The following is a 20317-nucleotide window of genomic DNA, read 5'->3' as shown; positions in this document are numbered from 1 at the left end:
ACCTGTCACCTCGTGACGGGAGGGGCCTTCTACGCCTGGAGATACGACTATGAACGTTATCGCAATCATGAATCACATGGGTGTCTACTTCAAAGAAGAGCCTATTCGTGAACTGCACCGCGCCCTTGAGCACCTGGATTTCCGCATCGTTTACCCTAACGATCGCGAAGATTTACTGAAGCTGATTGAGAACAATGCCCGCCTGTGCGGCGTGATTTTCGACTGGGATAAATACAATCTCGAACTGTGTGAAGAAATTAGCAAGCTGAACGAGTACATGCCGCTGTACGCCTTTGCCAATACCTACTCAACTCTCGATGTGAGCCTGAATGACCTGCGGATGCAGGTGCGCTTCTTCGAATATGCGCTGGGTGCAGCGGAAGATATCGCGGCGAAAATCCAGCAGAATACCGACGAGTACATCGACACAATCCTGCCGCCGCTGACCAAATCGCTGTTCAAATATGTGCGTGAAGGCAAATACACCTTCTGTACGCCAGGCCACATGGGCGGTACCGCCTTCCAGAAAAGCCCGGTCGGCAGCCTGTTTTATGATTTCTTTGGCCCGAACACCATGAAATCTGACGTGTCGATTTCCGTGTCTGAACTGGGATCTCTGCTCGACCACAGCGGCCCGCACAAAGAAGCGGAAGAGTACATCGCCCGCGTCTTCAACGCTGAACGCAGCTATATGGTGACCAACGGCACATCCACGGCGAACAAAATCGTCGGTATGTATTCCGCTCCGGCGGGCAGCACCGTGCTTATCGACCGTAACTGCCATAAGTCGCTCACCCATCTGATGATGATGAGCAACATCACGCCGATTTATTTCCGTCCGACCCGTAACGCCTACGGCATCCTCGGCGGCATTCCGCAGAGCGAATTCCAGCGCGCGACCATTGCGAAACGCGTAAAAGAAACACCGAACGCCAGCTGGCCGGTACACGCGGTGATCACCAACTCGACGTATGATGGTCTGCTGTATAACACCGACTTCATCAAGAAAACCCTCGATGTGAAATCGATTCACTTCGATTCTGCCTGGGTGCCTTACACCAACTTCTCGCCGATTTACGCGGGGAAAAGCGGGATGAGCGGCGGTCGCGTGGAAGGGAAAGTGATTTACGAAACCCAGTCTACGCACAAACTACTGGCTGCGTTCTCTCAGGCATCGATGATCCACGTGAAGGGCGACGTTAACGAAGAAACCTTTAACGAAGCCTACATGATGCACACGACTACTTCTCCGCATTACGGGATTGTGGCCTCCACCGAAACCGCAGCGGCGATGATGAAAGGTAACGCCGGTAAGCGCCTGATCAACGGTTCTATTGAACGCGCTATCAAGTTCCGTAAAGAGATTAAACGTCTGAAAGGCGAATCCGAAGGCTGGTTCTTCGACGTCTGGCAGCCTGAGCACATTGACGGTGCGGAATGCTGGCCGTTGCGCTCAGACAGCGCGTGGCACGGCTTCAAAAACATCGACAACGAACATATGTATCTTGACCCGATCAAAGTCACCATTCTGACTCCGGGAATGAAAAAAGACGGTTCGATGGATGAGTTTGGTATTCCGGCGAGCATCGTGGCGAAATACCTCGATGAGCGTGGGCTCGTGGTTGAGAAAACCGGTCCGTATAACCTGCTGTTCCTGTTCAGCATCGGGATCGACAAAACCAAAGCGTTGAGCCTGCTGCGTGCGCTGACCGATTTCAAACGTGCGTTCGACCTGAACCTGCGAGTGAAAAACCTGCTGCCATCACTGTATCGTGAAAATCCAGAATTTTACGAAAACATGCGCGTACAGGATTTGGCGCAGAACATCCACAAACTGGTTGAACATCACAACCTGCCGGACCTGATGTTCCGGGCATTTGAAGTGCTGCCAGCGATGGTGATGACGCCGTTCGACGCGTTCCAGAAAGAGCTGCACGGTGAAACCGAAGAGGTTTACCTCGAGGAGACCGTGGGTCGGGTGAATGCCAACATGATCCTGCCGTATCCTCCAGGCGTACCGCTGGTTATGCCAGGTGAGATGATCACCGAGGAAAGCCGTCCGGTGCTGGAATTCTTGCAGATGCTGTGTGAAATCGGCGCTCACTATCCGGGCTTCGAAACCGACATCCACGGTGCTTATCGTCAGACTGACGGGCGTTACACCGTTAAAGTGCTGAAAAACAGTAAGTAAGAAACGAGGGAAGTGGCGTGCCACTTCCCTTTTTGCCGGGTGGCGCGGCGCTTACCCGGCCTACTACATTTTTATCCCGTAGGCCCGCGCAAGCACAACGCCGCCGGGCAACTCTGACAAAGCGCAGGGAGACAACATGCAAACACCCTCACAACCGCGCGCGATTTACTACATCGTGGCGATTCAAATCTGGGAATACTTCAGCTTTTACGGCATGCGTGCCCTGCTCATCCTTTATCTCACCCACCAGCTCGGCTTCGACGACAGCCACGCCATTGGCCTGTTCAGCGCCTACGCCTCACTGGTGTACGTCACCCCTATTCTCGGCGGCTGGATTGCCGACCGTCTGCTCGGCAACCGCGTCGCAGTGATTACCGGTGCGCTTCTGATGACGCTGGGCCACATCGTGCTGGGCCTCGAGTCTGATTCCGCGACGAGCCTGTATCTGGCGCTGGCGATCATCATCTGCGGCTATGGCCTGTTCAAATCGAACATCAGCTGCTTGCTGGGAGAACTGTACGACGCGAATGACAGCCGCCGTGACGGCGGATTCTCGCTGTTGTACGCCGCGGGAAACATCGGCTCTATCGCCGCCCCAATTGTCTGCGGGCTGGCCGCTCAGTGGTACGGCTGGCATGTCGGCTTTGCGCTGGCCGGAATCGGCATGTTTATCGGCCTGATGGTTTTCCTCAGCGGTCATCATCACTTTCGTCATACCCGCGGCGTCAATCGACCTGCCCTGAACAGCAAACACTTTGTCCTGCCGGTCTGGGGCTGGCTGGTGGTAATGCTGTGCATCGCACCGGTGTTCTTCACTATATTGCTGGAACGCGACTGGGCAGGTTATCTGCTGGCGGCGGTCTGCCTCTTTGCTGCACAGATGATGGCGCGGATTATGATTACTTCGCCGGAGCACCGTCGCGCGCTGTGGCAAATTGTTCTGCTGATGCTGAGCGGCACACTGTTCTGGGTATTAGCTCAGCAGGGCGGCAGCTCAATAAGCCTGTTTATAGACCACTTTGTTAACCGCCAGTGGCTGCAGTTCACTGTGCCGACCGCGCTGTTCCAGTCGGTGAATGCGGTTGCGGTGATGAGCGCAGGCGTGGTGCTGGCCTGGCTAGTGAATCCGGGTGATCATCCTCATTCAGCATTACGCGTATGGCTGAAGTTTGCCTTCGGTCTGGCGCTGATGGGCGCAGGCTTTATGCTGCTGGCACTCAATGCTCGCGAGGGCCAGATCCACGGTCACGCCTCTATGAGCCTGATGGTGGCGGGTCTGGCACTAATGGGGTTTGCCGAATTGTTTATCGATCCAGTCGCAATGGCGCAAATAACGCGTCTGAATATGCCGGGCGTCACCGGCGTGCTGACTGGCATCTACATGCTGGCGACCGGTGCCGTCGCTAACTGGCTGGCGGGCGTGGTGGCACAGCGCACCACCGAATCGCAAATCAGCGAAACTGCCGTCGCCGCCTACGGTCACTTTTTCTCACAAATGAGCGAATGGACGCTCGGCTGCGTGGCAGTGATGATTATTGTGCTGGCGGGCAGAAAACTGTTGGGAAACGGTGTGCCAGAGCTGGCAGAGGCCGGTGAGGAGTAACGTTTAAACCGCTGCCCGCGGAACGTGGCGGGCAGCGATAACGCGCCTCGGGGAGAGACGCGCAAAAATCAGATTGCCGCGTCGTCTTCTTCGCCGGTACGGATACGAATCACGCGCGCTACGTCGAAGACAAAAATCTTGCCGTCACCGATTTTTCCGGTCTGTGCCGTGCGGATAATGGTATCCACGCAGGTATCGACGATATCGTCAGTCACCACAATTTCAATTTTCACCTTCGGCAGAAAATCGACCATGTATTCCGCGCCACGGTACAGCTCGGTGTGACCTTTCTGACGACCAAAGCCTTTCACTTCCGTTACCGTCATCCCGGTGATGCCGACTTCCGCCAGCGCTTCACGCACATCATCGAGTTTGAAGGGTTTAATAATCGCATCAATCTTTTTCATGGTTTCCTGTCTTATCCGCGTAACCGGTTGCTTACCCTATCATAACGTCGTAGCGGGTGGCGGGCTACTCTTTAAAATCGTTGGCATCGAGTTCGTGGCGCGAGAGTAATTTGTAGAATTCGGTACGGTTGCGCCCCGCCATTCTCGCGGCGTGCGTCACATTCCCTTTGGTGATTTGCAGCAGCTTGCGCAGGTAGTTGAGTTCAAACTGATTACGCGCCTCGACAAACGTCGGCAGCGCGGTGTTTTCCCCTTCCAGCGCCTGCTCCACCAGCGCATCGCCAATCACCGGCGACGACGTGAGCGCCACGCACTGCTCGATGACGTTCACCAGCTGACGTACGTTCCCCGGCCAGTTGGCGGTCATCAGTCGTTTCATCGCATCGGTCGAGAATGCCCTGACGAACGGCTTATGGCGGTCGGCGGACTGACGCAGCAGATGATTGGCCAGCAGCGGGATATCTTCGGTACGCTCGGCCAGCGACGGAATTTTCAGGCTGACGACGTTGAGACGGTAGTACAAATCCTCGCGGAATTCGCCGCGCGCCATCGCCTTCGGTAAATCACGGTGGGTGGCGGAAACAATCCGCACGTTAATGTCGATATCGCGGTTGCTGCCCAGCGGACGGATTTTGCGCTCCTGCAGTACGCGCAGCAGTTTGACCTGCAGCGGCGACGGCATATCACCAATCTCATCAAGGAACAGCGTGCCGCCTTCAGCTGCCTGGAACAGGCCTTCACGATTGCTGACCGCGCCGGTAAACGCCCCGCGCGCATGACCGAACAGTTCAGACTCCAACAGCTGTTCCGGCAGTGCGCCACAGTTGATGGCGATGAACGGGTACTTTCCGCGCGGGCTGGCATTGTGAATGGCCTGGGCGAAAATCTCTTTCCCGGTACCGCTCTGCCCGTTAATCAGCACGCTGACATCGGACTGTGCCACCATTCGCGCCTGCTCCAGCAAACGCAGCATCACCGGGCTTCGGGTTACAATCGATTCGCGCCACTGATCGTCAGTCGCGGCGGCGGTATGCACCAGCGCTTCATCAATGGCTTTATACAGCGCGTCTTTGTCCACCGGCTTGGTCAGGAAGCTGAAGACGCCCTGCTGCGTGGCGGCGACGGCATCAGGAATCGATCCGTGCGCGGTCAGGATGATCACCGGTTTCCCCGGCTGCACTTTTTGGATCTCAGCGAAAAGCTGCAGCCCGTCCATTTCGTCCATCCGCAGATCGCTTATCACCAGATCGACGTTTTCACGCGCCAGCACGCGCAGCCCTTCCTGTCCGCTTTCGGCGGTTACCACCGAGAAGCCTTCGCTGGTCAAACGCATGCCGAGCAGCTTAAGTAAGCCAGGATCGTCATCGACCAGTAAAAGGTGTGCGGGCTTGCGTCCTGTCATGGTTTTTCCTCTCCGGCCGGGGCGTCTTTCGCCGCGGGTGACGAGTCAGCCGCATGCCCCGGATCCGGGGTAAAGCTGCTGTTCGCCGGTTTGCGGCTGGAAAGCTGACGTTCGATATCGGTCAGATTCTCCAGTTTACGCGTGGTTAAATCGAGCTGGCTTCGCAGATGCTGCTGCTGTTGACGAAGAATATCGAGTTCAGCATCTGATGACTGTTGCAGTTTACTGTAGCGCGAACGCTCGTCGGATAGCTGGAGCTGCGAGGCCTGGCCGTCGCGCCAGATTTGATACAGCGGGCGCACCTGTGATGGAAACTGCGGGATAAAACTGTCGAGGCGGCTCACCGCATCCCGGCGCTCGAGCGGGCTTATTTTGGCGCTGGCGAGCAATATGCCGCGGCGGAATGCGTCCTGCCAGTTGTCGTCGATATGCTGACGGGCCTCGCTACGCGCCATTTCAGGCGACAGACGCTCGGCACAATCCATCCCACGCAGCCAGTACAGCGGGTTTTTCTCAGTGGCATCACCGTGCAGCGACCAGACGTCCATACAGTCGGTGGAGAGGAAATCCGCCACCTGCTGCTGAGGCAACTTGTCTTCGTCACTGGCATTCATTGCATGCGGAGAAGGGGTACACCCGGCCAGCAGCAAACATGACGCTCCGGCCAGGAGCGAAAGAAAAATGGGGGACATTTTCACCAGACATTGCTTCATTTAATAGGTTTATCCGTGTCTGAAAGAGAGAGCTCTATGCGGAAGCAAACGTTGCCTTCTGGCGCATCGACCAACTGCAGGGAACCCTGCATCCGGCGAATACAATCCTGGGCAATACTCAGTCCCAAACCGCTTCCCTTCACAGCTCCTTTGCGTTGATGACTGCCCTGATAAAAAGGCTCAAAAATCATGGTCAGTTCCGCATCCGGGATCGGCGTCCCGCTGTTCATCACCTCAAGGAAAATCGTGTTTCCCTGCTGGCGACTGCGCAGATAAATGGTACCGGATTCACTGCCGTAGTGCACCGCATTGGAATAGAGATTATCCAGCGCGCTCAGCAGCAACATCGGCTCGGCCCAGCACTCCCCCGCCTCAAGTTCAACGCGGGTATGCATCATTTTAGCTCGTGCCGGCAAACTGTGGGCGGAGACGACCCTCTCCATCAGCGGTGCCAGCTCGACTTTTTCCATTTCCACCGGGCTGTCGGCCAGTTTTCGGTTGTAATCAAGCAGTTGCTCAATCAGCTTTTGCAGATTGCGGCTACTGTCATCAAGAATCGATACCACCTCTTTTTGCTCTGAGGTGAGCGGCCCGACGACCTCATCCGCCAGCAGTTCGGTACCCTCACGCATACTGGCGAGCGGCGTTTTTAACTCATGGGAGAGATGGCGTAAAAACTGATGGCGCTGGGACTCAAGCCAGGACAGGCGTTCGCTGAGCCAGACAATACGCTGTCCGACAGACTGCAGCTCGCGCGGGCCGGTCAGCATCGCCGAACTGCCGAGCGATTTGCCTTCGCCCAGCCGGTTAATCATCCGCTGGATGTTCTTTACCGGGCCGATAATCATGCGGGTAAAAAGCACCATCATGGTCAGGCTGACCATGAACAGCACCAGCGCCTGCCAGCCAAAGAACTGCCCGCGCTCGGCGATTTCCTTTTGCAGCTGCTGACCACGCGAAAACACCACCGTGCGGGTAGCCTGAACCATCTCGGTATTGGCAGAGGCGAACGCTTCCAGCTGTGCGGCAGCTTTTTCTTCCGGCCCACTGTTTTTGCAGCGCAGCTCGGCAAGGTCGCTCAAATCCTGACGCAGCGTTTGATAAAGCTTGTCATCAGGCAGAACACCCGCGTGTGCATCCAGCATTTCGCTGTAGCGCTTACGCTGGCCCTGATAAACCTTCGCCAGCGTGGCGTCATCCAGCACGCAGTACTGGCGGTAGCTGCGCTCCATTTCCAGGGCGGCATTGGTCATCGCTTCGCTACGACGCGCATCAATCAGCGTCGTGCGATTGGTCTGTGCAGCCTGCGAACTTAGCGCATTCAGGCTCTGCCATGCCTGCCACGCCAGCACCAGCAGCGGAAGCAGGATCAACAGAAACGACAGCATCACCAGTTGGCGCAGCGAGCGGGGGAAAAGAGACCAGCGTTTCAATGGGTTCGCCCTTAGTTATTAGAGTAAGAGTCTATTCCAGTAGGCGTTATCGTTACAGACAGTTTAGACGCGGACAGCGCGCAGAAACCGGAGCGTACACGTAGTACATGAGGATTTCGAGCACTGCCCAAGTCCAAAATGGCAAAAAAGATAGCCCTAATGGAATAGGCTCGAAGGCAGGGTAACTGAGGTCAGGGTACAGATACAACAACGCCGGGCTAAACCCGGCGTTGTTATTGAATAAGGCGGTGCCTAACTCCACGTTTCGCCCGATGGTTGATATAGCTATGCTGATATCAGATGTTGGACGGCAGGCACCTTTTTGTGCGTCATTCGAGGTTTATGTAGCGCTTCCCGAAGGGGCTGACATAAGAAGGTGAATGAGCCACTGCACAGTATTATGCAGTAACCGTGCCATAACGCAAAGTTTATATTTAAGCATCTGATATTAATAACGATTATAGGTAAAAATGACACATCCCAAGCGGAGTACTTTTCAACCACACTGTCTCCAATAAGAGACAGAATTATCAGCAAAAAAAATAAATCATAAATATCAGTACAATAAACGTCTCCAAATGGCGACAGCGCAACGGGGCCCTGTCGTCTTTTCCAGACACTCTTTTCATCCTGCGTCACAAATAAAAAAGCCTTCCGTTATCGGGAAGGCTTTTTAGACGGGGAAGCAGATTAACCCAACTGCTTACGCGCGTTGCGGAAAATACGCATCCACGGACTATCTTCGCCCCAGTTTTCCGGGTGCCAGGAGTTGGCAACCGTACGGTATACGCGCTCCGGATGCGGCATCATCAGGGTGACGCGCCCGCTTTCGCTGGTTACGGCGGTGATCCCGTTCGGTGAACCGTTCGGGTTTGCCGGGTAATTCTGCGTCACGTTGCCGTAATGGTCGACAAACCGCAACGCCACCAGACCTTTGCTTTCCAGCTGCGCCAGATGCGCGTCGTCACGTACTTCAACGCGGCCTTCACCGTGGGAAACGGCGATGGGCATCTGCGAACCGACCATGCCCTGCAACAGCAGCGATGGGCTCTGAGTCACTTCGACCAGGCTGAAACGCGCTTCAAAACGGTCAGAATGGTTACGCACAAAGCGCGGCCACAGGCTGCTGCCCGGGATCAGGTCACGCAGGTTCGACATCATCTGACAGCCGTTGCATACGCCCAACGCCAGGGTATGTGGCCGATGGAAGAAGGTTTCGAACTCATTGCGCACGCGGTCATTGAACAGAATCGATTTCGCCCAGCCTTCACCGGCACCCAGTACGTCACCGTAAGAGAAGCCGCCACAGGCTACCAGCGCCTGGAAATCGTCCAGACCGGTACGGCCAGCCAGCAGATCACTCATGTGAACGTCGATGGCATCGAAGCCTGCGCGGTGGAACGCCGCCGCCATTTCAACGTGGGAGTTCACGCCCTGCTCACGCAAGACCGCCACTTTCGGACGTGCGCCTTTGGCAATGTACGGTGCCGCGACGTCTTCGTTGATGTCGAAACTGAGCTTCACGTTCAGGCCCGGATCGTTGTCATTGCGCTTCGCCTCGTGCTCCTGATCGGCGCACTCCGGGTTGTCGCGCAGACGCTGCATCTGCCAGGTGGTTTCTGCCCACCACATACGAAGCGTGGTACGGCTTTCGCTGTAAACCGGATGACCGCCTGCGGTTATCACGAAACGATCGCCTTCGGTCGCTTTACCGAGCACATGGACGCAATCGGCGAGGCCATGTGCGGCAAAGATGCTTTCGACCTGCGCGCGGTCTTCTGCACGAACCTGAATGACACCGCCCAGCTCTTCGTTAAACAGCGCCGCCAGATTATCTTCACCCAACGCAGCGATATCAACGTCAACACCGCAGTGACCGGTGAAGACCATTTCCGCGAGCGTCACCAGCAGACCGCCGTCAGAGCGGTCGTGCCAGGCCAGCAGTTTACGTTCTGCCACCAGCACCTGCATCGCATCCCAGAAGCCTTTCAGTTGTTCGGTACTGCGAACGTCGGCGGTTTTGTCGCCGAGCTGGCGATAAACCTGCGCCAGCGCCGTAGCGCCGAGCGCGTTGTGGCCTTTGCCGAGATCGATAAGCAGCAAGGCGTTATCTTCGGTAGAAAGCTGCGGAGTAACGGTGCGACGCACATCTTCCACGCGGGCAAAGGCGGTAATCACCAGCGACAACGGCGACGTCATTTCACGCTGTTCGCTGCCTTCCTGCCAGCGGGTTTTCATCGACATTGAGTCTTTACCGACCGGTATGGTCAGACCCAGCGCCGGACACAGCTCTTCGCCGACCGCTTTCACCGCCGCGTACAGGCCTGCATCTTCACCCGGGTGCCCTGCCGCCGCCATCCAGTTAGCGGAAAGTTTGATGCGTTTCAGGTCGCCGACCTGCGTACCGACGATGTTGGTCAACGCTTCGCCGACAGCCAGACGGGCAGACGCGGCGAAATCGAGCAGCGCTACCGGCGCACGTTCCCCCATCGCCATCGCTTCACCGTAGTAGCTATCAAGGCTGGCGGTGGTCACCGCACAGTTTGCGACTGGAACCTGCCATGGGCCGACCATCTGGTCACGCGCCACCATACCGGTTACCGAACGGTCGCCGATGGTAACGAGGAAGGTTTTCTCAGCCACCGTTGGCAGATGCAGCACGCGGTTGACCGCGTCTTCGAGAGTGATGCCCTGACGGTCCAGCGCTTCGCCATGAGCGTTCTGAGTTGTCGCATCGCGGGTCATTTTCGGCGTTTTGCCGAGCAGCACATCCAGCGGCAGATCGATAGGCTGGTTGTCGAAATGGGTGTCGCTGAGGCTCAGGTGCATCTCTTCGGTCGCTTCACCAATCACCGCATACGGTGCGCGCTCGCGGCGGCACAGCTCATCAAACAGCGGCAGCTGTTCTGCGGCAACGGCGAGCACGTAGCGCTCCTGGGATTCGTTACACCAGATTTCCAGTGGGCTCATGCCCGGCTCATCGCTGAGGATATCGCGCAGGTTAAAGCGCCCGCCGCGATTACCGTCACTCACCAGCTCCGGCATCGCGTTAGACAAACCGCCCGCGCCAACGTCGTGAATAAACAGAATCGGGTTCGCTTCGCCCATTTGCCAGCAGCGGTCGATGACTTCCTGACAGCGACGTTCCATTTCCGGGTTATCGCGCTGTACGGAGGCAAAATCCAGATCCGCATCAGACTGGCCGGACGCCATGGAGGAGGCTGCCCCGCCGCCGAGGCCGATATTCATCGCCGGACCGCCGAGGACTATCAGCTTCGCGCCGACGTTGATCTCGCCTTTTTGCACGTGATCGGCACGAATGTTGCCGATCCCGCCCGCCAGCATGATCGGCTTGTGATAGCCGCGCAGCTCTTCACCGTTATGACTGTTCACTTTCTCTTCGTAGGTACGGAAGTAGCCGTTCAGCGCCGGGCGACCAAATTCATTGTTGAACGCGGCACCGCCCAGCGGGCCGTCGGTCATGATGTCCAGCGCAGTGACGATGCGGTCTGGTTTACCGAAATCTTCTTCCCACGGCTGTTCAAAGCCCGGGATGCGCAGGTTGGAAACGGAGAAACCGCCCAGCCCAGCTTTTGGCTTCGCGCCGCGCCCGGTCGCGCCTTCATCGCGAATTTCACCGCCGGAGCCTGTCGCTGCCCCCGGCCACGGAGAGATGGCTGTCGGGTGGTTGTGAGTTTCTACTTTCATCAGGATGTGGGTCGGTTCCTGATGGAAGTCATAACGCAGGGCGTCACGGTCGGCATAGAAGCGACCGACGTCCGAACCTTCCATTACCGCGGCGTTGTCTTTGTAAGCAGACAGCACGTGATCCGGGGTTTTCTCGAAGGTATTTTTGATCATCTTGAACAGCGACTTCGGCTGTACTTCACCGTCGATAACCCAATCGGCGTTGAAAATTTTGTGTCGGCAGTGCTCAGAGTTAGCCTGCGCAAACATGTAGAGTTCGATATCGTTCGGGTTACGGTTCAGGGTGGTGAACGCGTCGAACAGATAGTCGATTTCATCTTCCGCCAGCGCCAGACCGAGACGCTGGTTGGCTTCCACTAACGCCTGACGTCCCTGACCCAGCACGTCCACGCTGGATACCGGGGCCGGTTGATGATGGGCGAACAGGTTTTCCGCATCCTGCAGCGCACCAAATACGGTTTCCATCATGCGGTCATGCAATTCTGCCGCTACCTGGCTCCACTGAGCATCGCTCAGGGTTGAGGCTTCAACGTAATACGCAACGCCGCGCTCGAGGCGGACGATGGTGTCCAGGCCGCAGTTATGGGCGATGTCCGTTGCTTTTGAAGACCAGGGGGAGATGGTGCCAGGGCGGGGGGTGACGAGCAGTAATTTTCCAGCGGGCGTATGGCTGCTGAGGCTTGGGCCATACTGCAGCAACTGTGCCAGTCGGTCATGTTCCTGTTCTGAAAGCGGGGCGTTCAGTTCGGCGAAATGCACGTACTCGGCGTAAATGTTGCTGACCGGAAGGTTGGCTGCCTGAAAACGTGCCAGCAGTTTAGTAATACGAAATGCAGACAGTGCAGGCGAACCACGCAGAATTTCCATCATAAGTCTCTCGTCTTCTGGGTTTCAGTGTGCGCAATGGCGGAAAACGGGCGCCATTATAGTGGATCTGAAGCAGCGACGTAACCGTTTGCGTCAAAATAAAATTGCCGCTGCGTTTTACCACCCGATGCGGTGAAATGCATGAATGGGTTGCCAACTGCCGCATTGTTAAGCAAAATGCCGCTCATTCTGAAGTGCCCCTAAACTTTAACATGGTAACTATTGCCTGAGATCGCTCTCTTCACAGAGAATTAACTAATTGAAAAAATTAAAGATTAATTATCTGTTTATCGGCATTGTCACCCTGCTACTGGCAGCGGCGCTATGGCCCTCTATTCCCTGGTTCAGTAAACCAGAGAATCGCATCGCCGCTATCCAGGCGCGCGGTGAGCTGCGCGTCAGTACCCTGGTTTCTCCCCTGACGTTCGCCAGCATTAACGAAAAAGATTACGGCCTCGACTACGAACTGGCTCAGCAGTTTGCCAATTATCTTGGCGTTAAGCTCAAAATCACCGTTCGCCAGAACATCAGTCAGCTGTTTGATGACCTCGATAACGACAATGCCGATATGCTGGCCGCCGGTCTGGTGTACAACAGCGAGCGCACCAAAAACTATCAGGCTGGCCCGGCGTACTACTCAGTTTCCCAGCAGCTGGTTTACCGCAAAGGTAGTTTCCGTCCGCGAACGCTGGATAATATCACCGCACAGCAATTAACCATTGCACCGGGCCACGTGGCGATCACCGATTTACAGGCTCTGAAGGCGGAAAAGTACCCCAACCTCGACTGGACGGTGGACGATAAGCGCGGCAGCGTTGAGCTGATGGAGGATATTATCGACGGCAAGCTCGATTACACCATTGCCGATTCGGTAGCGATAAGCCTGTTCCAGCGCGTTCACCCGGAGTTGGCGGTGGCGCTGGATATCACTGATGAACAGCCTGTCACCTGGTTTAGCATGAAGGATAGCGATAACACGCTACCTGCGGCGATGCTCGATTTCTTCAACAACATTAATGAAGACGGCACTCTGGCGCGTCTTGAAGAGAAGTATCTCGGCCACGGTGGCGACTTCGACTATTTCGATACCCGCACCTTCCTGCGCGCGGTCGATAACCTGCTGCCCGATTTTGAGCCGCTGTTCCTGAAGTACGCCGAGGACATTGACTGGCGTCTGCTGGCAGCGATTGCCTGGCAGGAATCCCATTGGGACCCGCTGGCGACCTCCCCGACTGGCGTGCGCGGCATGATGATGCTCACCAAAAATACCGCGCAAAGCCTGGGCCTGACCGACCGAACCGATGCTGAACAGAGCATCAGTGGCGGGATGCGTTATTTGCAGGACATGATGGATAAGGTGCCGGACACGGTGCCGAAAGAGGAACGGATTTGGTTTGCGCTGGCGGCGTATAACATGGGATACGCGCATATGCTCGATGCCCGGGCGCTAACTGCGAAACAAAAAGGCAATCCGGACAGCTGGGCCGATGTGAAGCAGCGCCTGCCGCTTCTCAGCCAGAAGCCTTACTACACGCGTCTGACGTACGGCTATGCGCGCGGGCACGAAGCCTACGCTTACGTGGAAAACATCCGTAAGTATCAGATAAGCCTGGTCGGCTATTTGCTGGAAAAAGAGAAGAAAGCGGCGCAGGAAGTGGAGTACGCGCAGGATTATCCGGCGGTCAGGCCAAATGAGTTAAACCACACTAGCCTGGGCGTGCTGCCGTTTATCTCGCTGCATTCCGATGAACGCAGCGGTCAGATAGAAGTCAAGCATCCGAACGGCCTGTTTGATTTTACGCGTCGTTAGCGTGTGTGCCTCGTTTGAGGTTTTTTTTCTGCTCACGACGATGACGGAAGAAATCACTTAGCATTGACGAGCAGTCGTCGGCCAGCACCCCTTCCGTTATCTCTACCCGATGATTCATGCCTGGATGATGCAGCACATCAATCAATGAACCCGCGGCCCCGGTTTTGGCATCCCGCGCACCAAACACCAGCTGTCCGATGCGGCTGTGTACCATCGCTCCGGCGCACATCACGCACGGTTCAAGGGTCACGTACAGCGTGGTGTCTATCAGACGGTAGTTCTGTAACACCATCCCGCCCTGTCGCAGCGCCATGATTTCAGCATGCGCCGTCGGGTCATGACGCCCAATCGGGCGGTTCCAGCCTTCGCCAATCGCCTGATTCTGATAAACCAGTACCGCCCCGACCGGCACCTCCCCTTCTTCCCTGGCACGTTGGGCAAGAGTTAGCGCATGACGCATCCAGTGTTCGTGGTTCAGTTCGATATCAGACAAAGCGTCTACTCCGGGTTTAAAAACGGGGCGCATTATACACAGCGGAGCGGTTTTTACTCCAGCTGTTGTAGATTACCCTGCGGCGTCACCCGCCAACGGTGCTGGCAGAAATAGAGCAGCGGGTTGTCCTGATTGCTGTCGCTGTAGCCGCTATACAGGCGTAGCGGCGTGCCAATTTTCTGCTCGAGCTGCGCAACTTTTTCATGGCCTAAACAGCGCAGCGTCAGCACCCAGCCACCGTAACGTCGCTCGGTCATGCTGGCGATGAGATTCACCCTCGGCAGCCACGGCGTGTCGACATATACCTGCTCGACCAGCGATTTAGGCGAACCGGTTATCAGCCAGACGTCGGCATCGGAGCTGGTCAGGTACTCCGTGAGGCGCTGATGCACCACCGGGAACGCCGTCACATGCCCGCGGAACCACTGCACAAATTTGGCTTCAATGGCCTTCAGCCGCACCTCACTGTGCCCAAACGTTGCGGCCCACAGCAGGAGGCTCATCGGCCAGCGTGCCGCCCGCCCTTTCACCAGCAGCGCGACGCCAATCACCGGTAATATCGGCAGAACCAAGAGCACATTTAATGGGTTATGGCGTAACAAATACCGTAAAAAGCTGCCAAACATATCCTGCTGATGCAGCGTACCATCCAGGTCAAAAAACACTACCCGACGCGAGTTGCTTACCAAACTGTTCTCCTTAAAAAGGTCAGCGCGTATGAGTCACTCCTGTCAAATAGCCTAACAGCCAGAACCTCACATTTCCAAAAACGATCCGCAATGCGTCTTTCCCTTGTGAGGGAGACAGCGTATCCTTTTGATTAAAATAATGAATCGGTTAAGGACGCAGCACGACTATTCCGTAATGAGCCGTGTGTGCATCACAATCCCCTATAATCAAAGACAAAATTCTGACAGGCGGCCGTTGTCCGGCCCTCTGGAGAGCCAATGAACTGTTTGATTCGTATTCGCCAGCGTTATTCCGGGCTTGCGCAAAGTGATAAAAAGCTGGCGGATTTCATCTTGACGCAGCCGGACGAGGCGCGCCATCTCAGCTCGCAGCAGCTGGCTGGCGTAGCCGGTGTCAGCCAGTCTAGTGTAGTGAAGTTCGCCCAGAAACTGGGTTTTAAGGGGTTTCCGGCACTGAAACTGGCGTTGAGTGAAGCGCTGGCCAGCAATCCTCATCCGCAGTCGGTGCCGGTTCATAACCAAATTCGCGGCGACGATCCGCTGCGTCTGGTGGGTGAGAAACTCATCAAAGACAATATCTCGGCGATGCATGCGTCGCTGGATGTGAATACCGAAGAGAAGCTACGGGAAAGCGTTGATTTACTGCGTAATGCCCGGCGCATCGTGCTGACCGGAATCGGTGCTTCAGGCCTGGTGGCGCAAAACTTCAGCTGGAAGTTAATGAAGATTGGTTTTAACGCCGTTGCCGAGCAGGACATGCACGCGTTACTGGCTACAGTGCAGGCGATGACCTCTGACGATTTACTGCTGGCAATTTCCTATTCTGGTGAACGGCGGGAGATAAACCTCGCGGCGGACGAAACGCTGCGCGTGGGCGGGAAAATTCTGGCGATTACCGGTTTTTCACCGAATGCGTTACAGCAACGGGCGAGCCATTGTTTGTACACCATTGCAGAAGAACTCGCGACGCGCAGCGCGGCGATCTCTTCCACCAGCGCACAGATGATGCTGACCGATTTGCTGTTTATGGGGCTGGTTCAGCAGGATCTGGAACATGCGCCGGACAGAATTCGGCACAGTGAAGCGCTGGTGAAAAAGCTGGTTTGAGCAAGGAATGAGCGTATAATGCCCGCCCTGTTTGTGTTGTTTCTGAGAATTTCTGTATGGCGCTGTTAATTACCAAAAAATGCATCAATTGCGATATGTGCGAACCGGAATGCCCTAACGAGGCGATTTCGATGGGCAATAGCATTTATGAGATTAACAGCGATCGCTGTACGGAGTGTGTCGGCCATTACGAAACGCCGACCTGTCAGAAAGTGTGCCCTATCCCCAACACCATCATCGTCAATCCTGAGCACGTTGAAAACGAAGAGCAGCTGTGGGATAAGTTCGTCCAGCTGCACCACGCAGATAAAATCTAACTCTCCATTATCACCGTTGCGCAGGCGTAATGACGTTCGTCCGCCAGCGTGACGTGAATATGGGCCACGCCCAGCTGATCGGCCAGCTCGCTTGCAGCGCCCCAGAGTCGCAGCTTCGGTTTGCCCAGCTCATCGTTGTAAACTTCAAACTGTTCAAACGCCAGTCCGTTACGGATACCGGTGCCGAGCGCTTTTGACGCCGCCTCTTTCACCGCAAATCGCTTGGCGAGAAAACGCACCGGCTGCTGGTGCGTTTCCCAGATTTTCCATTCGCCTTCGCTGAGCACCCGTCGCGCAAGGCGATCGCCACTGCGGGCGATCACCGCTTCGATGCGGGTAATTTCAACGATATCGGTACCGATACCGACGATGGCCATTAGCGACGCGCTTCCTGCATCAGACGCTTCATTTCTGAAACAGCCTCTTTCAGGCCACTCATTACCGCACGACCAATAATCGCGTGGCCGATATTCAACTCGTGCATTTCCGGCAGCGCGGCAATGGCTTTGACGTTGTGATAGGTCAGGCCGTGCCCGGCGTTCACCTTCAGGCCAAGACTCGCCGCGTAGGTCGCCGCGCTGGCGATGCGTTCCAGCTCTTTTGTCTGCTGCGCTTCACTTTCCGCATCGGCGTAACAGCCAGTGTGGATTTCAATGTACGGCGCGCCCACATCGGCAGCGGCTTTAATTTGTGCGCGGTCGGCGTCGATAAACAGCGACACCAGGATCCCGGCATCCGCCAGACGTTTACAGGCGTCGCGCATTTTGTCGAGCTGCCCGGCAACGTCCAGCCCGCCTTCGGTGGTCACTTCCTGACGCTTTTCCGGCACCAGGCAGCAGAAATGCGGTTTGGTTTCACAGGCAATCGTCAGCATTTCTTCGGTAACGGCCATTTCGAGGTTCATGCGGGTATCGAGGGTCTGGCGCAGAATGCGCACGTCGCGGTCTGTGATGTGACGACGGTCTTCGCGCAGATGCACCGTGATGCCATCAGCACCCGCCTGTTCGGCGATAAATGCAGCCTGAACCGGGTCCGGATACGCGGTACCGCGTGCGTTACGCAGCGTGGCGATATGGTCAATGTTGACGCCTAACAGTAATTCAGCCATGACAATCCTCGTTTTTGATTTTGGTTCTACGGTTCCTGACGCTTTGGCACAAACTGTCGGAACAGTTCGCGGCTTTTGAGCGGTTTTCCTCCCAGGTACGGCTTGAGCGCCATACGGGTGAAGCGCTTCGCCGCCCGCAATGCATCCACATCGGGGAATTCGCGGTTGGCGAGAGCCTTCAAATGGTGCCCGGTAAACGTGTTGTTATCAATCACTACACTTGCGATAAAGCCTTTTTCTTCACGATAACGGTAGGTCATGGTGTCTTCCACCGGCTCACCGCTGCCCGCACAGTGCAGGAAATCCACGCCGTATCCGAGATGTGCCAGCAGCGCCAGCTCAAAGCGACGCAGCACAGGCTCCGGCGTACCCGTCACACCAGCCAGCGCCTGAATACAGTGCAGATAATCGAAAAAGAGCTCGGAGAAACGGGTTTCGTTTTCCAGCACGCGAGAGATGAGTTCGTTGACGTATAAACCGCTATAAAGCGCGAAACCGCTGAGGGGAAGTGCGAGAGAGACAGCTTCGGCGCTGCGCAGCGTTTTGACATCACCGCGGCCACCAAAACGAACCAGCAAGGGGGTAAAGGGCTGAAGCGCACCTTTGAGATTTGAACGTTTGGAACGTGCGCCTTTAGCAACAAGGCGCACGCGGCCCGACTCTTCCGTGAAGACGTCCAGAATAAGACTGGTTTCGCTCCAGGGACGGCTGTGGAGGACGAAAGCGCGCTGCCATCCATCCATATCTGGGATTACTTAAAGATCATCGACATAACCGAGACTACGTAAAGCACGCTCGTCATCGGCCCAGCCAGATTTCACTTTCACCCACAGCTCAAGGTGTACAGGGGATTCGAACATCTCCTGCATATCTTTGCGGGCTTCGATTCCGATGGTTTTGATCTTGGCACCTTTGTTGCCAATCACCATCTTTTTCTGGCCTTCACGCTCCACCAGGATCAAACCGTGAATGTCATATCCACCGCGTTCGTTAGTCTGGAAACGCTCGATTTCTACCGTGACGGAGTACGGCAGTTCGGCACCCAAGAAACGCATCAGTTTTTCACGGATGATTTCAGAAGCCATGAAACGCTGGGAACGGTCGGTAATGTAATCTTCCGGGAAGTGGTGAATCGCTTCCGGCAGATGCTTACGCACGATGCCTGCCATGGTATCGACGTTGAAGCCGGTTTCCGCAGAAATAGGCACGATATCCAGGAAGTCCATCTGCTTGCCAAGGAACTGCAGATGCGGCAGCAGGTCAGCTTTTTCCTGAACGTTATCCACTTTGTTGATCGCCAGGATAACCGGCGCACGACCGCCACGGAGCTTGTTCAGCACCATTTCGTCGTCAGCGGTCCAGCGAGTGCCTTCCACCACGAAGATGATCAGCTCAACGTCACCGATAGAGCTGCTCGCGGCTTTGTTCATCAGACGGTTGATGGCACGCTTCTCTTCCATATGCAGACCCGGGGTATCGACGTAAATCGCCTGATAGGCCCCTTCGGTATGGATACCGACGATGCGGTGGCGCGTGGTTTGCGCTTTGCGTGAGGTAATGGATATCTTCTGCCCAAGCAGATTGTTCAGCAGCGTGGATTTGCCGACGTTGGGACGTCCAACGATGGCAATAAACCCGCAGTAACTCTTTTCGTCGCTCATTCCAGCTCCAGTTTTTTCAGCGCCTGTTCGGCGGCAGCCTGCTCCGCCTTGCGGCGACTGGAACCTGTGCCAACTACCGGTTCACTCAGGCCGCTGACCTGGCAGTGGATAGTAAATTCCTGATCGTGGGCTTCGCCACGCACCTGCACAACCAGATAGGAAGGCAGTGGCAAGTGACGACCCTGTAAATATTCCTGCAAACGTGTTTTCGGATCTTTTTGCTTATCACCCGGGCTGATTTCATCCAGGCGGGTTTGATACCAGCTCAGGATCAGCCTTTCGACATTTTGAATATCGCTGTCGAGGAATACGCCGCCGATCAGCGCTTCAACGGTATCAGCCAGAATTGATTCTCGGCGGAAGCCTCCGCTTTTCAGCTCACCCGGACCAAGACGCAGGCACTCACCCAGTTCAAATTCACGGGCGATTTCGGCCAGCGTATTGCCGCGCACAAGCGTGGCACGCATACGGCTCATATCACCTTCATCTACGCGCGGAAAACGGTGATACAACGCGTTGGCGATGACGTAACTTAAAATGGAGTCACCCAGGAATTCGAGGCGTTCATTATGCTTACTGCTCGCGCTTCGATGGGTTAAAGCCTGCTGCAACAGATCCTGATGTTGAAAAGTGTAGCCCAGCTTCCGTTGAAGCCGATTAATTACGATGGGGTTCATGCGTTACCAAATAGATGAATGCGTCAATAATTCAGCACACGAAACCGACCTGAAAAAGCCAACGCGGTTTCGTGTGCCGTGGATCCCTGATGGGTACCAACCTAAAACTTCGGGGGGACATTCTATACGCA

The 20317-nt window shown here is 55.8% G+C and carries 17 protein-coding genes; 5 read left to right on the top strand and 12 right to left on the bottom strand.

Annotated elements, in window-relative coordinates:
* Positions 1-49: 49 nt before the first annotated feature.
* Positions 50-2191: a lysine decarboxylase CadA gene (cadA, locus tag MUU51_RS14710; RefSeq protein WP_159776311.1), complete on the top strand. Its 2142-nt coding sequence runs from the start codon at positions 50-52 to the stop codon at positions 2189-2191.
* A gap of 136 nt (positions 2192-2327) precedes the next feature.
* Positions 2328-3794: a dipeptide permease DtpD gene (gene dtpD / locus MUU51_RS14705; RefSeq protein ID WP_258968011.1), complete on the top strand. Its 1467-nt coding sequence runs from the start codon at positions 2328-2330 to the stop codon at positions 3792-3794.
* Between the two features lie 68 nt (positions 3795-3862).
* Here dtpD and glnB read toward each other — a convergent pair whose 3' ends face one another.
* The 5 genes from glnB to purL all read right to left on the bottom strand — a co-directional run bounded on the left by glnB (position 3863) and on the right by purL (position 12327).
* Positions 3863-4201 carry a nitrogen regulatory protein P-II gene (glnB, locus tag MUU51_RS14700; RefSeq protein WP_002914032.1) on the bottom strand — a complete coding sequence of 113 codons (339 nt, stop codon included), beginning with the start codon at positions 4199-4201 and terminating at the stop codon, positions 3863-3865.
* A 64-nt stretch (positions 4202-4265) separates the two neighbouring features.
* Complete coding sequence (gene glrR, locus MUU51_RS14695) at positions 4266-5603, bottom strand: two-component system response regulator GlrR (protein ID WP_159776316.1); 1338 nt, start codon at positions 5601-5603, stop codon at positions 4266-4268.
* Entirely contained in the window at positions 5600-6316 is a 717-nt protein-coding gene (qseG, locus tag MUU51_RS14690; protein WP_258968010.1) for a two-component system QseEF-associated lipoprotein QseG, read from the bottom strand. The genes glrR and qseG overlap by 4 nt, the downstream gene beginning before the upstream one ends.
* On the bottom strand, positions 6313-7749 hold the full coding sequence (gene qseE, locus MUU51_RS14685) for a two component system sensor histidine kinase QseE/GlrK (protein WP_200849732.1): 1437 nt from the start codon (positions 7747-7749) through the stop codon (positions 6313-6315). The genes qseG and qseE overlap by 4 nt, the downstream gene beginning before the upstream one ends.
* Before the next feature lie 690 nt (positions 7750-8439).
* Positions 8440-12327: a phosphoribosylformylglycinamidine synthase gene (purL, locus tag MUU51_RS14680; protein WP_258968009.1), complete on the bottom strand. Its 3888-nt coding sequence runs from the start codon at positions 12325-12327 to the stop codon at positions 8440-8442.
* Between the two features lie 256 nt (positions 12328-12583).
* Between purL and mltF the strand changes: the two genes are divergently transcribed.
* Positions 12584-14134, top strand: a complete 1551-nt coding sequence (gene mltF / locus MUU51_RS14675; RefSeq protein ID WP_258968008.1) for a membrane-bound lytic murein transglycosylase MltF — start codon at positions 12584-12586, stop codon at positions 14132-14134.
* Here mltF and tadA read toward each other — a convergent pair.
* Positions 14121-14660 (bottom strand): tRNA adenosine(34) deaminase TadA, encoded by a 540-nt coding sequence (gene tadA / locus MUU51_RS14670; RefSeq protein WP_258968007.1) that lies wholly within the window; start codon positions 14658-14660, stop codon positions 14121-14123. The genes mltF and tadA overlap by 14 nt on opposite strands.
* 20 nt (positions 14661-14680) lie before the next feature.
* Positions 14681-15316, bottom strand: a complete 636-nt coding sequence (yfhb, locus tag MUU51_RS14665) for a phosphatidylglycerophosphatase C (RefSeq protein ID WP_159776328.1) — start codon at positions 15314-15316, stop codon at positions 14681-14683.
* Positions 15317-15574: 258 nt separating this feature from the next.
* Here yfhb and MUU51_RS14660 point away from each other — a divergent pair, with 258 nt between their 5' ends.
* Both MUU51_RS14660 and MUU51_RS14655 read left to right on the top strand, forming a co-directional pair.
* Positions 15575-16423: a MurR/RpiR family transcriptional regulator gene (locus MUU51_RS14660; RefSeq protein WP_159760789.1), complete on the top strand. Its 849-nt coding sequence runs from the start codon at positions 15575-15577 to the stop codon at positions 16421-16423.
* A gap of 56 nt (positions 16424-16479) precedes the next feature.
* Complete coding sequence (locus tag MUU51_RS14655) at positions 16480-16740, top strand: YfhL family 4Fe-4S dicluster ferredoxin (protein ID WP_159760791.1); 261 nt, start codon at positions 16480-16482, stop codon at positions 16738-16740.
* On the opposite strand, the gene acpS is transcribed toward MUU51_RS14655, so the two are convergent.
* The 5 genes from acpS to rnc are packed head-to-tail and all read right to left on the bottom strand — an operon-like array spanning position 16737 to position 20186.
* Positions 16737-17117 carry a holo-ACP synthase gene (acpS, locus tag MUU51_RS14650; RefSeq protein WP_159776330.1) on the bottom strand — a complete coding sequence of 127 codons (381 nt, stop codon included), beginning with the start codon at positions 17115-17117 and terminating at the stop codon, positions 16737-16739. The genes MUU51_RS14655 and acpS overlap by 4 nt on opposite strands.
* Positions 17117-17848 carry a pyridoxine 5'-phosphate synthase gene (gene pdxJ / locus MUU51_RS14645; protein ID WP_159776332.1) on the bottom strand — a complete coding sequence of 244 codons (732 nt, stop codon included), beginning with the start codon at positions 17846-17848 and terminating at the stop codon, positions 17117-17119. The genes acpS and pdxJ overlap by 1 nt, the downstream gene beginning before the upstream one ends.
* 26 nt (positions 17849-17874) lie before the next feature.
* Entirely contained in the window at positions 17875-18591 is a 717-nt protein-coding gene (recO, locus tag MUU51_RS14640) for a DNA repair protein RecO (protein WP_159776334.1), read from the bottom strand.
* 12 nt (positions 18592-18603) lie between these two features.
* Entirely contained in the window at positions 18604-19509 is a 906-nt protein-coding gene (era, locus tag MUU51_RS14635) for a GTPase Era (protein ID WP_159776338.1), read from the bottom strand.
* The gene (gene rnc, locus MUU51_RS14630; RefSeq protein WP_159760801.1) at positions 19506-20186 is read right to left on the bottom strand and encodes a ribonuclease III; all 681 of its coding nucleotides are present in this window, start codon (positions 20184-20186) and stop codon (positions 19506-19508) included. The genes era and rnc overlap by 4 nt, the downstream gene beginning before the upstream one ends.
* Positions 20187-20317: the final 131 nt, after the last annotated feature.

Origin of the sequence: Scandinavium manionii, assembly GCF_024764775.1 — a bacterium.
In the GTDB taxonomy this organism is placed as follows: Bacteria; Pseudomonadota; Gammaproteobacteria; order Enterobacterales; family Enterobacteriaceae; genus Scandinavium; species Scandinavium manionii.
This window is presented reverse-complemented; position numbering and strand designations above follow the sequence as displayed.